Origin of the sequence: Dactylosporangium sp. NPDC049525 (genome assembly GCF_040676755.1) — a bacterium.
GTDB lineage: Bacteria > Actinomycetota > Actinomycetes > Mycobacteriales > Micromonosporaceae > Dactylosporangium.
In genome coordinates, this window is the sequence record NZ_JBFAPO010000024.1 from 113,777 (window position 1) to 130,322 (window position 16,546).

General features: G+C 73.7%; 18 protein-coding genes. 13 read left to right on the top strand and 5 right to left on the bottom strand.

The genetic code is table 11. From position 1 onward, the window contains the following. The first annotated feature begins 6 nt into the window (after positions 1-6). The 3 genes from AB0K00_RS30420 (at position 7) to AB0K00_RS30430 (ending at position 2,809) form a co-directional block, all read left to right on the top strand. On the top strand, positions 7-705 hold the full coding sequence (locus AB0K00_RS30420) for a glycosyltransferase family 2 protein (protein ID WP_363527010.1): 699 nt from the start codon (positions 7-9) through the stop codon (positions 703-705). Between the two features lie 276 nt (positions 706-981). Beyond that, positions 982-1,653: a hypothetical protein gene (locus tag AB0K00_RS30425; RefSeq protein WP_363527013.1), complete on the top strand. Its 672-nt coding sequence runs from the start codon at positions 982-984 to the stop codon at positions 1,651-1,653. A 223-nt stretch (positions 1,654-1,876) separates the two neighbouring features. After that, positions 1,877-2,809: an NADP-dependent oxidoreductase gene (locus tag AB0K00_RS30430; protein WP_363527016.1), complete on the top strand. Its 933-nt coding sequence runs from the start codon at positions 1,877-1,879 to the stop codon at positions 2,807-2,809. Here AB0K00_RS30430 and AB0K00_RS30435 read toward each other — a convergent pair. Beyond that, entirely contained in the window at positions 2,797-4,377 is a 1,581-nt protein-coding gene (locus tag AB0K00_RS30435) for a cellulose binding domain-containing protein (protein ID WP_363527019.1), read from the bottom strand. The genes AB0K00_RS30430 and AB0K00_RS30435 overlap by 13 nt on opposite strands. 57 nt (positions 4,378-4,434) lie before the next feature. Continuing rightward, complete coding sequence (locus AB0K00_RS30440; RefSeq protein ID WP_363527022.1) at positions 4,435-4,776, bottom strand: TraR/DksA C4-type zinc finger protein; 342 nt, start codon at positions 4,774-4,776, stop codon at positions 4,435-4,437. 129 nt (positions 4,777-4,905) lie between these two features. On the opposite strand from AB0K00_RS30440, the gene AB0K00_RS30445 reads away from it, so the two are divergent. Together AB0K00_RS30445 and AB0K00_RS30450 are read left to right on the top strand one after the other, a co-directional pair. After that, entirely contained in the window at positions 4,906-5,469 is a 564-nt protein-coding gene (locus tag AB0K00_RS30445) for a hemerythrin domain-containing protein (protein ID WP_363527025.1), read from the top strand. An 11-nt stretch (positions 5,470-5,480) separates the two neighbouring features. Next, on the top strand, positions 5,481-6,632 hold the full coding sequence (locus AB0K00_RS30450; protein ID WP_363527028.1) for a hypothetical protein: 1,152 nt from the start codon (positions 5,481-5,483) through the stop codon (positions 6,630-6,632). An 11-nt stretch (positions 6,633-6,643) separates the two neighbouring features. Here the strand turns inward: AB0K00_RS30450 and AB0K00_RS30455 are convergent, their stop codons facing one another. Next, on the bottom strand, positions 6,644-7,831 hold the full coding sequence (locus AB0K00_RS30455) for a low temperature requirement protein A (protein ID WP_363527031.1): 1,188 nt from the start codon (positions 7,829-7,831) through the stop codon (positions 6,644-6,646). A 36-nt stretch (positions 7,832-7,867) separates the two neighbouring features. Then, positions 7,868-8,194 (bottom strand): STAS domain-containing protein, encoded by a 327-nt coding sequence (locus tag AB0K00_RS30460; protein WP_363527034.1) that lies wholly within the window; start codon positions 8,192-8,194, stop codon positions 7,868-7,870. 174 nt (positions 8,195-8,368) lie between these two features. Between AB0K00_RS30460 and AB0K00_RS30465 the strand changes: the two genes are divergently transcribed. From AB0K00_RS30465 to AB0K00_RS30490, 6 genes are all read left to right on the top strand, one after another. After that, complete coding sequence (locus AB0K00_RS30465; RefSeq protein WP_363527037.1) at positions 8,369-8,773, top strand: ATP-binding protein; 405 nt, start codon at positions 8,369-8,371, stop codon at positions 8,771-8,773. 3 nt (positions 8,774-8,776) lie between these two features. Then, the gene (locus AB0K00_RS30470) at positions 8,777-9,595 is read left to right on the top strand and encodes an alpha/beta hydrolase (RefSeq protein WP_363527040.1); all 819 of its coding nucleotides are present in this window, start codon (positions 8,777-8,779) and stop codon (positions 9,593-9,595) included. Continuing rightward, the gene (locus tag AB0K00_RS30475; protein WP_363527043.1) at positions 9,592-10,758 is read left to right on the top strand and encodes a SpoIIE family protein phosphatase; all 1,167 of its coding nucleotides are present in this window, start codon (positions 9,592-9,594) and stop codon (positions 10,756-10,758) included. The genes AB0K00_RS30470 and AB0K00_RS30475 overlap by 4 nt, the downstream gene beginning before the upstream one ends. Positions 10,759-10,834: 76 nt before the next feature. Further along, complete coding sequence (locus AB0K00_RS30480) at positions 10,835-12,487, top strand: DUF6194 family protein (protein WP_363527046.1); 1,653 nt, start codon at positions 10,835-10,837, stop codon at positions 12,485-12,487. 55 nt (positions 12,488-12,542) lie between these two features. Beyond that, the gene (locus AB0K00_RS30485) at positions 12,543-12,827 is read left to right on the top strand and encodes a BatC protein (RefSeq protein WP_363527049.1); all 285 of its coding nucleotides are present in this window, start codon (positions 12,543-12,545) and stop codon (positions 12,825-12,827) included. Continuing rightward, entirely contained in the window at positions 12,824-14,047 is a 1,224-nt protein-coding gene (locus AB0K00_RS30490) for a cupin domain-containing protein (RefSeq protein ID WP_363527052.1), read from the top strand. Before AB0K00_RS30485 ends, AB0K00_RS30490 begins: the two co-directional genes overlap by 4 nt. Before the next feature lie 41 nt (positions 14,048-14,088). Here the strand turns inward: AB0K00_RS30490 and AB0K00_RS30495 are convergent, their stop codons facing one another. Next, positions 14,089-14,262, bottom strand: coding sequence for a CsbD family protein (locus AB0K00_RS30495; protein ID WP_363527055.1), 174 nt, complete (start codon positions 14,260-14,262; stop codon positions 14,089-14,091). A 162-nt stretch (positions 14,263-14,424) separates the two neighbouring features. Here AB0K00_RS30495 and AB0K00_RS30500 point away from each other — a divergent pair, with 162 nt between their 5' ends. Further along, positions 14,425-16,011: a methyl-accepting chemotaxis protein gene (locus AB0K00_RS30500; protein ID WP_363527058.1), complete on the top strand. Its 1,587-nt coding sequence runs from the start codon at positions 14,425-14,427 to the stop codon at positions 16,009-16,011. Between the two features lie 83 nt (positions 16,012-16,094). Next, on the top strand, positions 16,095-16,430 hold the full coding sequence (locus tag AB0K00_RS30505; RefSeq protein ID WP_363527061.1) for a YciI family protein: 336 nt from the start codon (positions 16,095-16,097) through the stop codon (positions 16,428-16,430). The last annotated feature ends 116 nt before the right edge of the window (positions 16,431-16,546 follow it).

Below are 16,546 nucleotides of genomic sequence, written 5' to 3' on the forward strand. Positions count from 1 at the left end.
GCCTCAATGATCATTCTGCTGCCGGTGTACGAACCGGGCCACGGCCTCGTCACGACCGTCACGTCGCTGCACGATGCCACGCCCGGCACCCAGCTGGTCGTCGTCGACGACGGCAGCGGCCCGGCGTCCGCACGCGTGCTGCGCGACGCGGAGGACCTCGGCTGCACCGTGCTGCGACACGACACGAACCGGGGCAAGGGCGCGGCGCTGAAGACCGGGTTCCGGCACATCGGCGCCGCGCACCCGGGACACGCTGTCGTCTGCGCGGACCCCGACGGCCAGCACCACGTCGCGGACATCCTCCGGGTCGCGGCGCACGTGGACGTCAGCGGCCGGATGGTGCTCGGGGTCCGCCGGTTCGAGGGCCGGGTGCCGCTGCGCAGCCGCTTCGGCAACACCGTCACCCGGCTGCTGTTCCGCGCCGCGACCGGCCGCCGCGTCCAGGACACGCAGACGGGGCTGCGCGGGTTCCCGGCGAACCTGCTGGACTGGCTCGGCGAGGTACCTGGCGAGCGCTTCGAGTATGAGATGAACGTCCTGCTGCACGCCGCCCGCACCGGCCGGCCGATCGACGAGACGGTCATCACCACCACGTACATCGGCGACAACGGCACGTCGCACTTCGGCTCGATCGCCGACTCGGCCCGCGTCTACCGCCCGCTGCTGCGCTACGCCCTGTTGCCGTCCACCCGGTCCCGACGGTGAACGCGGTGCCAGTGCCCGGTGCGGCATGGGGGTAGGCTTGCAATGGCTCGACGTCACCCGGCCGCCACGGCGGCGAGGATTGTGGCTCGGCCGGGTCGATCTTCATCGGGGGCCACCACCAACGCCGGGAACATCACCGTGCCGGGGTGCGCGTAGCCGTCCGATTACGCGATGGGGGATCATGAGCTGATGGAACCGACCGCTGGCCGCCGTGCCACTCGTGTGGCAACACCCTCGAACTCCGATGTGAGCGGGGGCGACACGGCTGTGCGATGGGTGCCGATCACGGAGCTCACCGAGCTCGCCCGGGCCCTGCTGGGTGAGCGGCCGAGCGGCCGCGACGTCGTCCCCGTCCAGGTCGCCGAGCGGATCAGCCGCCTCGCCGCGCAGTGGGCGACGCACGGCTTCACCGCCACGACGGTCCGCCCGTGGGTCGACCTGCAGCCGGCCGCCGCCAAGGTCCTCGCCGCGGCCGGTGCGACCCCGGAGGCCCTCGACCGGCACGTCGTCACCACCGCCGGCACCACCACGACGCTGTGGCGGGCGGTCTCCTCCGGCGCGATGTCCGCCGAGGACGCCGCCGCCGCGTTCAAGCCGGGCGCCACGCCGGCGCCGGCCGGCGGGACCTTCAGCGGCAAGGCATCCTCCCGGACGGAGGACCCGGCCGCGACGCCGGGCCAGTCGCGGGGTGCGTCCCACAACGCCTTCAGCGCGTCGGTGCCCGAGACGCCGGGCGCCTACAAGGCCGCCGCCGGTGCGGCCCGGCCCGCCGCGGAGACGTTCAAGGCGCCGCCGGAGCCGGTCGCCACCGAGGACGAGGCGGAGGAGACCGCGGCCCGGTCCAAGATCGCTCCCGCGGTGTTCTCCCACCCGGCCGCGGAGACCCCCGCGGACGTCGACGACCGCCGCCGCCGCTCCGCCCCGCCGCAGACCCCGTTCAGCACCTGACCGGGCCCCGCCGACCGGCGGTCTGTCGCGCCAACCTCGCCGACCGGCGGTCCTTCGCGCCAACGCCGCCGACCGGCGGTCGTCGGTCGGCGCGCTGACCGACGCCGGCGTGGCGGCACTCCAGCAGGCCGGCCCGGTTTTCGACGCGGAGCCCGCCGGATGGTTCGAGACCGAGGACATCGGGCAGTTCGCCGTGTGCTGCGCACACGGAGAGGACGACGTCATGCCTGAAGCAGTGCGGTTCGACCGGTACGGCGGCCCAGAGGTGCTCTACATCGCCGAGATCCCGATGCCGGAGCCGGCGGAAGGGGAGGTGGTGGTCGAGGTCAGGGCCGCGGGGATCAACCCCGGCGAGGCCGGCATCCGCTCCGGTGCCATGGCGACCCGCTTCCCGGCCGAGTTCCCGTCCGGGCAGGGCAGTGACCTCGCCGGGATCGTCACCGCGGTCGGTGCGGGCGTCACCGCGTTCGCCGTCGGCGAGGAGGTGCTCGGGTTCTCCTGGACCAGGTCCAGTCACGCGACCCACGCCGCGGTGCCGGTCGGCCAGCTGATCCACAAGCCGGCGGCCCTGTCGTGGGAGGTGGCCGGCGCACTGTACGTCGTCGGCACCACGGCCTTCGCGGCGGCGCGGGCGGTGGAGGTGAAGCCGGGTGAGACCGTCGTCGTCTCGGCGGCGGCGGGAGGCGTGGGGACGGTACTCGTGCAGCTGCTGCGGCAGCAAGGCGCGCGGGTGATCGGCATTGCGTCGGACACCAACGCGGCATGGCTGGCCGCGCACGGCGCCACCCAGGTGCCCTACGGCGACGGTCTCGCGCAGCGCCTGCGCGAGGCGACCCGGCAGGACGGGATCGACGCGTTCATCGACCTCTTCGGGCCGCAGTACGTCCGGCTCGCGCTGGAGCTCGGCGTGCCGAAGGACCGCATCAACACGGTCGTCGCCTTCGACCTGGCCGAGGAGGTCGGGGTGAAGGCGGAGGGGAGCGTGCTCGCGTCCACCGCCGAGGTGCTCACGTACATGGCGGACCTGGTCGCGGCGGGGATCGTCGAGATCCCGATCGTCCGGGTGTATCCGCTCGCCCAGGTCCGGCAGGCGTTCGAGGACCTGAGCGAGCGGCACACCCGCGGCAAGATCGTGCTGGTGAATCAGCCGGTGTAGGCGGCGAAGATCCGGCTGAACTCGTAGGGCTGCTGCGGGATGTTCGTGCACAGGTAGAGCGCGCCGGTGCAGGCGTTGCGGTCGCGGGTGGTCTCCCAGAACGACAGCATGCCGAGGTGGTTGGCCTGGGCGAACGCGACCATCTGCCGGGCGTCGGCCTGGTCGTAGGTGCCGCCGTCGTCGTTCTTGCCCAGCATCGGCGTCACCCCGACCATCCGCCACACCTGCGCGTCGGTCTTCGCCGGGTACAGGGTCTTGAGCTGCGCGAACGTCGACTGCGCGGCCTGCACGGCGAAGTTGCCGTAGTCGCCGCTGGAGCGCTGGTAGTCCATCGCCATGACGTTGACCAGGTCGAGGTTCACCCCGGCGTCGCGGGCGGAGCGCACCACGGCCACCCCGTCGGCGGTGAGACCCTCCGGCAGGACCGGCAGGGTGAGAGAGATCTTCAGGTTGGGCCGGGCCGCCTGCAGCTGGGCCAGGGCCTGCGACCGGCGGGCCACCGTCGTCGGGTCGGCCACCGCCGCGCCCTCGATGTCCAGGTCGATGTAGTTGAGCTGGTAGGCGTCGACGACGGCCTGGTACTCGGCCTTCACCGCGGCCGGGGTCGTGCACGCCTGGGCGAGCTCGATGCCGCTCGCCCCGCCGAAGGAGATCTTGACGTCGCCGCCGCGGGCGCGGATCGCGTCGATCTGGTCCTTCGCCCACCCGGCCCGGGGGTCGTACGCGTTGAACCACGACGCCTTGCAGCCGGCGCTGTTGACGAACGCGAGGGTGAAGTTCTTCAGGTTGCCGGCGGTCGCCATGTCCACCAGTGACGGCGTCGGCCACGCGCCCATGTCGACGTAGGGCGCGACGGGCAGCGGGCTGCCGCCTCCACCGCCGCCACCGGCGGTCGTGGTGACGCTGACCTGGTTGCTGGCCGCGGAGGTGTTGCCCGCCGCGTCGCGGGCCTTGACGGTGAACGTGTACGCGGTGGACGCCGACAGCCCGCCGACGGTGCCGGCGGTGCCGGTGACGGTGGTGGCGAGGGCGCCGCCGCGGTAGATGTCGTAGGCGGTGACGCCGACGTTGTCGGTGGCCGCGTTCCAGGCGAGGCTGACGCTGCTGGAGGTGGCGCCGGTGCTGCGCAGGCTCGCCGGGGCGGTCGGCGCCTGGGTGTCGATCACGCCGGCGCAGCTCGCGCCGTTGAGCTTGCAGTTCGCGGGCTTGCCGGAGCCGGAGACCAGGAAGCCGAAGCTGGTCGACGCGCCCGGCGCGAGGGTGCCGTTGTAGGTCCGGTTGGTCGCGGTGACGTGGGTGCCGGACTGGGCGGCCAGGACGTCCCAGTAGCTGCCGAGCGTCGAGCCGGCCGGCAGGTCGAACTCGACCTTCCAGGCGGTGACGGTCGACGTGGTGCCGTTCGCGATCGTGTACTTCGCCTGGTAGCCGGAGCCCCAGTCGGAGTCGTAGGTGAGGGTCGCGGTCAGCGAGCCGGCCGCGGCGGCGGGTGTGGTGGTGATCGCGGCGGTGCCGCCGGCCACCAGCAGTGTCGCGGCGGCGGCCAGGACCAGCCGGAGTCGTAGCGCCATCAATGCCTCCAGGACGAGGTATATTGAGGCCCAACGATAAAGAAACTTAACTAAAAGTCAATGGCTGGGACACCCGACACAGGTCCGGGCCGCCGGCCTGACCTCCAGCCGCTCCGCCGGGATCTCCCGCCCGCACACCTCGCACCGGCCGAACGTGCCCGCCGCGACCCGTTGCAGGGCGGCGTCCAGCTCCGCCAGCCGCCGCCGGGCGGCGTCCAGCAGCGCGGCCACCTGCGCGCGCTCGAACGCGATCGTGGCGCCCTCCGGGTCGTGCTCGTCGTCGGCGTTGGAGGACCGCGACGCGTCGATCACCCCGTCGAGGTCCCGGTGCAGGGCGGCGATCTGCGCCACGGCGTCCTCGCGGGCGCGCAGCAGCGTTTCGCGTGGTCCGGTGGTCATGCCGCCCATCCTGCCCCGGGCGGCGCACCGGCAGGGGGAGGATGAGGTGTCGCACCGCCGAAGCGGGGTAGCGCACCCGGGCATGCCAGACGGCTGCCCCACCTCCGTACCGATCCCGAGGAGGGCCTCATGTTCAACCTGTTGGAACACCCGGTCCGGCCCGCCGGCCAGTCCGCCGACCTGCCGGGCGTGCTCGCCGGGCAGCAACAGCGGATCGACCAGCAGTTCCGGCGGACCCTGTCGGCGGCGGGCGAGGACCGGCACACCGCGTTCGGTGAGCTCGCGTGGCTGATCGCCGTCCACGAGACGATCGAGGAGGAGGTCGTCCACCCGATCACCCGGCATCTCGAACCCGCCGAGCACCTCGCCGAACACCTGCTCGACGAGGAACGCCGCATCAGCGAGGCCCTCGACGACATCGTCCGCGTCGACGCCGCCGCCGGTCTCGGCGAGGTGGACGGCCTGGTCGTGCTGCACCAGATGCTGACCACGCACATCCGCCGCGAGCTGCACGAGGAGTTCCCGCGGCTGCGGCTCGCCGTCGCCGCCGGTGAGCTGCAGGACCTGGGCGACGTGATCCGCGTGGCACAGGCCCGGGCCACCGTCGAGAGCCCGGTGCGCCCCGGCGTGCCACAGGCGTCGCTGCAGGTCCGCGACGTGCTGCGACCAACCTGGCAGCAGGTGTCCGCCTGAGGAGGCCGTTGATGACCACGCACGAGCAGATCGATCGCATCATCCGGTTCGACGGCGGCGGCCTGCCCGTCGTGTCGCTGTATGTCCAGGTCGAGCCGGACGGCTCCCCGCACACCGACGGCGACGTCCAGACCCGCGTCAACAGCCTGCTGGACCCGGTCCGCGCCCGGGAGAAGGACCGTTCGGTCGAGACCGGCGCGCGCCGGTCGCTGCGCAGTGACCTGGAGCGCATCACCCGGGCGGCCGCCGACTCCCGCTGGAAGCCGGGCATGATGGCGCTGTTCTCCTGCGCCGGCCAGGACTTCTTCGAGGAGGTCTCGCTGCCGCGGTCGATCCGCGACCGGGTCGTCGTGGACGGCACGCCGTGGGTGCGGCCGATGCTCGCCGTCCTGCAGGAATACCGCCGGATGTGCGTGCTGATCGCCGACGACGCCGCGGCGCAGATCTGGGAGCTGCACCAGCGCGACATCCGCGAGGTCCGGCAGCTGCGGGACCCGTCGCTGCGCAAGCCCGACTACGCCTACGGCAAGGTGGAGCACCGCATCCACAACAAGGGCGAGGAACTGGCCAAGCGGCACCACCGCCGGGTGGTGGCGACGCTGGGCGACCTGTTCCGCGCCGAGGGCTTCGACCTGCTCGCCGTCGGCGGGCAGGCGCACCAGGTGTCCACCGTGACCGGGTTCCTGCCGCGGGAGCTGCGGGACCGCCTCGCCGGGACCTTCACCATCGACGCGGCCACCGCCACCCCCGCCGACGTCCGCCACGCCGCCGAGACGGTCATGGACGCCTACGAGCGGCAGGAGCAGCGCACCCTGGTCGCCGAGATCACCGAGGCGGTCGCCGAGCACCGGTGGGCGGCGCTCGGCCTGGAGCCGTGCCTGTGGGCCGGCTCGGTGTCCGCGATCGACCGGCTCGCGGTGACCGACGGCGTCGAGGCGCCGGGCGTGGTCTGCGACCGGGACGGGTGGATGGCGCTGACGGGCGACGCCTGCGCGGTGTGCGGCGGCACCGTCCGAGCCACCGCCGACGTCGTCGACGAGCTGATCGAGGCCGTCACCAACGACAGCGGCACGGTCCGGCACGTCCGCGTCGACACCGACCTGCCCGGGCTGGGCGCCAGGCTGCGCTTCCCCCTGCCGCCCAAGCCGTCCGTCCTGGTGTAAGTAAGGCCCGGTCAGGTCTCGGTGGTGCGCAGGACGCCGCGCTGCTGTGCCCGTACCCCGGCCAGGACCACCACCAACAGGGCCGCCGCGACCAGCCCTGCCGTCACCGCGGGCGGCAGTGCGGTCGGGGCGCCGGCGGCCACGACGAACGGCACCGCGGCCAGCGGCCACGGCCACGCGGCCCGCCACCGCCGGGCGGTGCCGGCGATGACCGCGGCGGTGCCGAGCAGGAACAGGCCCGCGCCGGCCGGCAGCAGCCACCGCCCGAGCGTGGAGACGTCGCCGTCCGGGTGCAGGATCAGCTGCTCGATGCCGATCGCGGCGGCGGCCAGGCCCAGCGTCAGCGGCAGGTGCGCGTAGACGTAACCATCGGCGGCGCCGCCCTCCCGCTCCTCGTCGGTGTGCACGAGGTGCTGCTTGCCGGCGGCACCGCCCAGGTCGAAGTAGTTCCACCACAGCGCCGCGACCGCGACGAAGCACACCGCCGCGACGAGCACCGACGCCGTCGTCCAGTGCGTGTCGTGCACGCCGAGGGCGACCGAGGCGACGGACTCGCCGAGGACGAGGATCACGAACAGCCCGAAGCGCTCCGGCAGGTGCTCCAGGTGCAGCGGCACGTTGTCGCCGAACCGGGTCGCGGCGACCGGCGCGAGCGCCTCGAGCAGGATGCCGCAGCCCCACAGCAGGAACTTCCAGTCGCCCGGCACCGCGAGCGCCGCCACCCAGCAGGCCGCGCCCGCCGCGGCGCCGACCAGGTAGATGCCGATCGTCGCCCGCGCCTGCCGGACGTGCCGGTACGCGCGGGCGTACAACGCGAACAGCACGACCCTGGTCGCCAGGTAGCTCAGTGTGAACGCGGTCGCCGTGCCGCGGGTCGCGTCCGGTGCGCTGGCGGCCATACCGAGCACGGCGGCGGTCGAGACGAGCTTGCCCAGGCGGTACAGTACGTCGTTCGTGTCGAAACGGTTCGCGTACAGCGTCGTCGTCACCCACGACCACCAGGCGACCGTGAACAGCCCGGCGAACACCGCGACGCCCTCGGCCGTCAGGTCCTTCGCCAGCCGGGCCGCGAGCTCCGCGATGACCAGCACGTAGGCGAGGTCGAAGAACAGCTCCAGCCGGGTCGCCGCGCGGTCCACGTCGGTCAGCAGTTTCGGCGGTCGGATCAGGGGTGCGGGGCGCTGCTCGGCATCGGGCATCCACCGGGGTTACCCAGGCGGGTCACCCGGCACGCGTCAGGCCGAGGGCGGCGCGGTCAGGATCGCAGTGACGCCGGTCATCTCGAACACCTCGTCGACCTGGCCGCGGGCGCCCTGCACGCGCAGCGTCCGGCCGGCTTTCCCGGCGTTGAGCTTGCAGCCGATGAGGGCGCCGATGCAGCTGGAGTCGATGAACTCCACCGCCGACACGTCGATGACGATGCCCGTGACGGCGGCGTCCTCCAGCAGCCGGTCGACGTGCCCGACGAGCGTCGACCTGGTCGTCAGGTCCAGGTCGCCCTCGACGTCGAGGCGCACGGTGCCGTCAGGTTGCCGGCCGCCGGTGGTGTACGACGCCGCCATGCCGCCTCCTTCGTGCCCGCGTCCGGATCTTGCCCGCGCGAATGGTATCGCCCGCGGCTGGCCGCCACGAACCCGCCACGAACCCGTCACGGTTCGCCGGTGCACGGTGTGGGTACAGTGTCGACCGGGGGCAACATGGCTGGGCACGACCTATGCGCAGGGACGCGGTGACATATGGCACGCGACCGCATACGTTCTGTGTCCAGAGAGTTCACGGGTGACGGCCTCCGCCGTATCAGGGACCTCGTGGACCAGACCGCTCGCGTCGCCGGGGTTTCCGCCGCCAACGCACACAACCTGGTGATCGCGGTCAGTGAACTGGCCGCCAACGCGGTCCGCCACGGCGGCGGCAGCGGCCGGATCCTCATCGAGCAGACCGACGACGGGGTGCGCGTCGAGGTCAGCGACCACGGTCCCGGCCTGCCCGAGCACCTGTCGCAGGAGCTGCCGGCGCCCGACGCGGTCAGCGGCCGCGGCCTGTGGATGGTCCGCAACCTGTGCCGCGACCTGGACATCTCCAGCACCGCCCGCGGTGTCACGGTCCGGCTGTTCATGCCCCGCACCGAACCGGCGGCCTGACCGGTGGACGTGCCGGCCCGCCACAACGTGACCGTCAGCGGTCCTGCGTCCGAGTCCGACGGCGGCGGGCACGTGCTGCTGCTCGCCCACGGGTTCGGCTGCGACCAGCACATGTGGCGGCTGGTCGGGCCCACCCTCGCCCGCGACACGACGGTCGTGGCCTTCGACCACGCCGGCGCGGGCGGCGCCGACCCGGCCGCGTGGAGCCCGCAGCGGCACGCGACCCTCGACGGCTACGCCGAGGACGTCCTGGCCGTCTGCGACGCCCTCGACCTGCGGCGGGTCGTGTTCGTCGGGCACTCCGTGGCCGCGATGATCGGCGTGCTCGCGGCAAACCGCGCCCCCGACCGGTTCGCCGCGCTGGTCCTGATCACACCGTCGCCGCGGTACCTCGACGACGACGGCTACGTCGGCGGCTTCAGCCGCGACGACATCGACGAGCTGCTCGACTCCCTGGACAGCAACTACCTCGGCTGGTCGGCGGCGATGGCGCCGGCGATCATGGGCAACCCCGACCGGCCCGAGCTCGGCGCCGAGCTGACCAACAGCTTCTGCCGCACCGACCCGACGGTCGCCGCGGCGTTCGCCCGCGCGACGTTCCTGTCCGACAACCGCGCCGACCTGGCCCGCGTCACGCTCCCGACGCTGATCCTGCAGTGCCGGGACGACATGATCGCCCCGCCCGAGGTCGGCGCGTTCGTGCACGAGCAGATCGCCGGCAGCCGCCTGGTCACCCTCGACGCCACCGGGCACTGCCCCCAGCTCAGTGCCCCCGCCGAGACGGCCGCGGCGATCAGATCGTTCGTGTCGACGCTGCCGTGACCGCCCCGCTCGACGAGGACCCGGACGATCTGGCCGACCTGTACGACAACGCGCCGTGCGGCTACCTCTCGACGCACCTCGACGGCACGATCGCGAAGATCAACGCGACGCTGCTCGGCTGGCTCGGCCGGGACCGCGCCGACGTCGTCGGGCACCGCCGCTTCAGCGACCTGCTCACCGTCGGCGGGCGCATGTATCACGAGACCCACTTCGCGCCGCTGCTGCGGATGCAGGGCGAGGTCCGCGGCGTCGCGCTGGACCTGCGCACCGCCACCGGCGCGCGGCTGCCGGTGCTGATCACCTCGGCCGTCAAGCACGACGCCGACGGCCACCCGGCGCTGATCCGAACTACCGTCTTCGATGCCCGCGACCGCCGCGACTACGAGCGGGAGCTGCTGCGCGCCCGGCAGGCCGCCGACCGCGACCGGGAGCGGCTCCGGCTCCTCGTCGCCGGCCTGCAACGCAGCCTGCTACCCGCGGCCCTGCCCGCCCCGACCGGCATGCGCACCGCCGCGCACTACCACATGGCCTCACCGGACGAGGTCGGCGGCGACTTCTACGACCTGTTCCACCTCCCCGACGGCCGCTGGGCGTTCTTCCTCGGCGACGTGTGCGGCAAGGGCATCCAGGCCGCCGCGGTCACCGCCCGGGCCCGCTACACGCTGCGCGCCGCCGCGGCGTTCGACCCGTCGCCGGCCGCCGTGCTCGCCAACCTCAACACCGTGCTCTGCCAGGACGCCGACACCGGCACCGGCGACTACTGCACCGTCGTCTTCGGCGTGCTCACCCCGACCGCGACCGGCTACCGCGCCGACCTCGCCGGCGGCGGCCACCCTCCGGCGCTGCTGCTGGGCGCCGCCGGCACCGCCGAGTTCCAGCCCACCACCGGCGGCACCCTGATCGGCCTGCTGCCCCAGGTGCCCATCGCCACCCGCGCCGTCGAGCTGCGTGCGGGTGACACGCTGCTGCTGTACACCGACGGCGTCACCGAGGCCAGAACCCCCACCGGCCGGTTCGGCGCGCCGGCCCTGCGGTCGTTCGCCGCGGACCATGCCGCCGCCGGAGCCGCCGGCGTCATCGACGCCCTCACGGGGCTGCTGGGCGACCTCGGCGACGGCATCGACGACGACACCGCCCTCCTCGCCCTGCAGGTGCACCCCTGATTGAGGCTTTTGCGGGCCCGCGCTGCGCTGGTGCGGCCGAAGTCTCACTGGGCGGTTCAACGATACGGTTGAGGTCATGACAGCCGTTGCCGCCCAGGTCCGGGCACTGCTCGCGACGCTTCCCGCGCCGCCGGAACTCCTCGCGGTCGGCGAGCCGACCCACGGCGAACCCGCCTTCCCGCAGCTGCGCAACACCCTGCTCCAGGCGCTCGCCGAGGACGGCTTCCGCTCGATCGCCGTCGAGTCCGACCGGGTCGCCGCGCTCACCGTCGACGACCACGTCCAGGGCGGCGCCGGCACCCTCGACGCGGCGCTGGCCACCGGCTTCAGCCACGGCCTCGGGCAGCTGGACGCCAACCGCGACCTGGTCGCCTGGCTGCGCGAGCACAACGCCGGCCGCCCGCCCGGCGACCGGGTGGCGTTCCACGGCTTCGACCCGCCGCTGGAGATGACCACCGCACCCAGCCCCGGACCGTACCTGCGGCACCTGCACGACTACCTGACCGCGCACCTCGGGCCGGACGGGTTCGCGCACGGCCACGAGGACCTCGGGACGCTGCTCGGCGACGAGACCCGCTGGAGCGACGTCGCCGCGCTCATGGACGCCGCGTCGTCCGTCGGCGGCGGTCCCGGCGCCGTGACGCTGCGGGTCGTCGCCGACGACCTGCTGATCACGCTGTACGCCGAGGCGCCGCGCCTGGTCGCCGCGTCGTCGCCGCGGGCGTGGCGGCAGGCGGAGGTGCACGGCACGACGGCGCTCGGGCTGCTGCGCTACCACGCCGTCGCCGCCGACCCGATCCCGGCGCAGCAGCGCACCTCGCGGCTGCTCGGGATCCGCGACGCGCTGATGGCCCGCAACCTCCTCGACATCCGCGACCGCGAGCGGCACCGCGGCCCGACCCTGGTCTTCGCCCACAGCCGGCACCTCCAGCGGCACCCGAGCACGTGGCACCTCGCCGGGATGGACCTCACCTGGCACAGCGCCGGCGCCGTCGTCGCCACGCTGCTCGGCGAGCGGTACGTGTACATCGCCGGCAGCCTCGGCTCCAGCGCCGCGCTCGGCCTGGCCGCACCGGACCCGGACACCTTCGAGGGTGCACTGAGCGCCGCCGGTCCCACCGTCGTGGCGCCCGCCGCGCTGCGGGAGCTGCGGGGCCGGCGGGAGCGGACGGACGTCACCGCCGAGCAGGGATACTTCCCCCTCGATGCGGCGACCGTCGCCGGCTGCGACGCCGTGCTGCACGTGCCCGCCGCCGCCCCGGACGGGCCGCAGCCGGCGCAGCTCGCCGAGCGGATCCTCGCGCTGCCCGGCGTCGAGCTGCTCCTCGCCACCGAGGAGGGCGGGGCGCCGCGGACGAGCTGGGGCGACCGGTTCTTCTACGTCGGCCCGGACCGCCGGATGCCGTTCGCCACGATCGTCGGGCAGGACACCCCCGGCTGGGACGAGTCCTCGCGGCTGGACCGGCCGGGTGTCTTCCGCGTCAACGTGCACGCCGGCCGCGAGGCGTTCCAGCGCCTGCTCGGCTACCCGCCCGCGGAGCTGGAGGACCGGCGCGCCGGCGTCGACTTCGCCCGCCTCGACACCGTCCTGCCGCACCCCGCCTACGGCCGGCAGGGCTGGGTTTGCATCCTCAACCCCGGCCCGCGGACCGCCCCGGACCTCGAGGAACTCATCGCGATAGCGCACCGCCGGGCCGAGGGCACCGCCCGGCTGCATCGATCCGATTGACGGCGCGGCGGGTGGGGTACCGGGGAGATCCAACCCCACCACGAGGAGTTCAGCGATGGCGCTCAACGACGACGACATCACCACCACCCCGCCCGGCCCCGGCCCCGAGGGACCCGCCGACGGCGGTGCCGTGCCGGCCGCGCACGACGGCGGCGCCGACGGCGGCGCGACCATGGACGAGGGCTCCGCCGACGGCGGCGCGAACATCGAGGCCGAGGACGGCGGCGCCGACGGCGGCGCGGACACCGACCCGGGCGCCGACCCGAACGAGGGCCCGAACGACGGCGGCGCGGACGCCCGGGCCACCGACGGCGGTGCGGACGGCGGCGCGAGCGAATGACCCACGACAGCGGCGGCGCGCGGTCCGCGCTGCGCCGGTGCGTCCCGCTCCCCGCCGACGACTTCGCCGAGCGGCACTGGGACCGCGCGCCGCTGCTGTCGCGCCGGCTCGACGACTACACCGACCTGCTCGACCTCGACGACGTCGACGAGCTGCTGAGCCGCCGGGCGCTGCGGACCCCGTTCGTGCGGATGGCGCAGCAGGGCAAGGTGATCCCGGCGGCGCGGTACACCGGCGGCGGCGGGCCGGGCGCGGAGATCGGCGACCAGGTCCGCGACGAACGGGTCTTCGAGCTCCTTGCCGGCGGCGCGACCCTGGTCCTGCAGGGGCTGCACCGCCTGTGGCCGCCGCTGGTCGACCTCGCCGGTGACCTGGGCCGCGAGCTGGGCGTGCCGGTGCAGATCAACGCGTACCTGACGCCGCCGGGCAACCAGGGCTTCGCCACCCACTACGACACCCACGCGGTGTTCGTGCTGCAGGTCGCCGGCACCAAACGGTGGCGGGTGCACCCGCCGGTGGTCACCGACCCGGTCGAGCGGCAGCCGTGGGGCGGCCGCGCCGACGAGGTCGCCGCCGTCGCCGCGGGGGAGCCGGCGCTGGATGTCGTGCTGGCACCCGGCGACGCGCTGTACCTGCCACGCGGCTGGCTGCACGCCGCCGAGGCCCAGGACGACTGGTCGCTGCACCTGACCGTGGGACTGCGCGCACCGACCCGGCTCAGCGTCGTCGAGGCGCTGCTGGACCTCGCCGCCGACGAGCCGGCGCTGCGGGCCGGGCTGCCGATGGGCACCGACCCGGGCGACGGGGCGTCGATCGCCCCGGTGCTCGCCGACACCGTCAAGGCGCTGCACGAATGGCTCGACACCCTCGACCCGCGCGACGTCGCCGACCGGTGGCGGCGTGCCCGTGCCGGGGCCGGTGCCGCCCGCCCGGCGCCGATGCGGCCGGTCGCGCAGGCGGCGGCCCTCGCCAGGCTCTGCGCGGACGACCGGGTGCGGCTGCGGCCGGGACTGCCCGTCCGCGTCACCGAGGCGGACCGGGTCGCGGTCGAGGCCCCGGACCGGACCGTCACGATGCCCGCGGTGTGCGCCCCGGCGGTCCGCGCGCTGCTCGACGGCCGGGTGCACCGCGTCGGCGACCTGCCCGGCCTCGACGAGGACGACCGGCTCGTGCTGACCCGCCGGCTGCTCACCGAGACGATCCTGGTCCTGGACGCATGAAGGCCGGCGCCCTGCCAGGCGCCGGCCCTTCAGATGCGACATCAGTCCTTGAATACGTCCTTGACCTTCTCGCCGGCCTGCTTGACGCTGCCTGAGGCCTGGTCCACCTTGCCCTCGGCCTCCAGCTGCTCGTCGTCGGTGGCCTTGCCGACGCCTTCCTTGACCTTGCCCTTGGCCTCTTCTGCCTGGTTGTCGATCTTGTCGCTCAGTCCCATAGCGAACCCCATTCCCAGACGGTCCGTCAGGCGCCGCTGACGCGGCGCGCTGCCGTAGTGGTGCCCCGTCCCGACCCACCGAAACGGCGGTTCATCTCAGACGCACCGCCGCGCAACCGATCTGCACTGTGGAAACTCCTGCGAACCTCGGGGTGATCGGCGATGACGGGTTGGCTCGCGAACCGGGCGGTCCGCACGAAAGTGCTGCTCGTCGTGGCGATCCTCGGCGTCGTCGCCCTCGCCGGCAGCGGCGTGGCGACGCTGCGCCTGCACGAGCTCAAGGTCGAGGCCGAGGCGCTGTATGTCCGGGGGCTGCTGCCGGTCGCCGAGCTCAGCGAGGTCCGCGACGACGTCGCCGCCGTGCGGGTCGCCGTGCTCAACCACGCGATCACCACCGACCCGCAGCGCAAGGTCACCTACGAGCAGGCGGTCGACGCCGCATCCGTCAAGTTCGCCGCCAACCTCGCCGGGTACCGCGCGGCGAGCGGCGTGCCGGCCCTCGCCGACGACCTGGGCGCAGTGTTCGAGCAGTACCGCGCCGCCGTCGACAGCCAGTTGCTGCCGGCCAGCCGCAGCGGGAACCTCCGCGAGGTCGAACGGATCAGCGCCGACGTCACCGGCCCCCTCGCCGCGAAGACGGCCGACCTGGTGCAGCGCATCGGTGAGGCCGACCGCCTGGCGGCCGAGCACCGCCGGGACCGGGTGCGCACCGCGTACGGCAATGCGCTGCGCTGGACGTGGGGCCTGATGGGCGCCGGGCTCGCGCTCGCGGTGCTGTTCGCGCTGCTCGTCGCCGGCCAGCTGGTCCGCGCCGTGTCCAGGGTCGCGCACGTCGTGGCCGGGATCGCGGTCGGCGACCTGACCCGCACCGCCGACGTGCCCGGCCGCGACGAGCTCGGCACGATGGCGGGCGCGCTGAACACCGCCACGGGACAGCTGCGGGAGTCGATGCAGGCCGTCGGCGCGAGCAGCGCCTCCCTCGCCGGCGCGGCGCAGGAACTGTCCGCGGTGAGCAACCAGATCGCCGCGAGCGCGGAGGAGGGCAGCGTCCAGGCCGGCGCCGTGTCGCAGTCGGCCGAGGAGGTGTCCAGCAACGTGCAGACCGTCGCCGCCGGCACCGAGCAGATGGGCGCCGCCATCGCCGAGATCGCCCGCAGCGCCGCCGACGCCGCCCGCGTCGCCGGTGGGGGAGTCCTGACCGCCGAGTCGGCGTCGGAGACGATCCGCAAGCTCGGCCGGTCCAGCGGTGAGATCACCACCGTCCTGAAGGCCATCACCGCGATCGCCGAGCAGACGAACCTGCTCGCGCTGAACGCCACCATCGAGGCGGCCCGGGCCGGCGACGCGGGCAAGGGCTTCGCGGTCGTCGCCGGTGAGGTGAAGGACCTGGCGCAGGAGACCGCGAAGGCGACCAGCGACATCTCCGCCCGCATCGAGGCGATCCAGCAGGACGCGTCGGCGGCCGTCCTGGCGGTTACCGAGATCGCCGCCGTCATCGACGAGACCAACCAGTACGCCACGACGATCGCCGCCGCCGTCGAGGAGCAGAGCGCCACCACGAACGAGATGACCCGCAACGTCGCCGAGGCCGCGTCCAGCGCCAACGAGATCGCCAGCAACATCAGTGGCGTCGCCGAGTCCAGTCAGGTCACCAACGCCGGTGTCGCGCAGACCCGGGCCTCCGCCGACGACCTGGCCCGCATGTCCGCCGAGTTGCAGCAGGTCGTCGCCCGTTTCCAGCTCGTCTGAAAATTCTTCCGGCGGATGTGTCCGGTCGGCGCCGCGGCGTTCGTCACTATGCTGAGATCCAGTCCAGCGGAGGATGCCAAACCATGAAGTACATGATGTTCGTCTGCACCGACGCCGAGCCCGACACCGACACCGCGCCCGAACCCGACATCGACGAATGGGTCGCGCAGAACGACCGGTCCGGGCGGCGGCTGCTGGGCAACGAGCTGGCGCCGTTGTCGTCCGCGACCACCGTCCGGGTCCGCAACGGCGAGCTCCTGGTCTCCGACGGCCCGTTCGCGGAGACCAAGGAGGTCATCGTCGGGTTCGACCTCCTCGAGTGCGCCGACCTCGACGAGGCGATCGAGGTCGCCCGGGCGCACCCGATGGCCAGATACGGCCGCCTGGAGATCCGGCCGTACGCCACCGTTGAACAGTGACCGGCCGGCCGCGACGGCGTCGGCCGTCGCGGCCGCGGCCCCCGTCGCCGACCCGCAGATAGGCGCGACCCTGAGCCCCGGGACCCGCGCCAGGGCCCACGCCGAGGGCAGCGGCC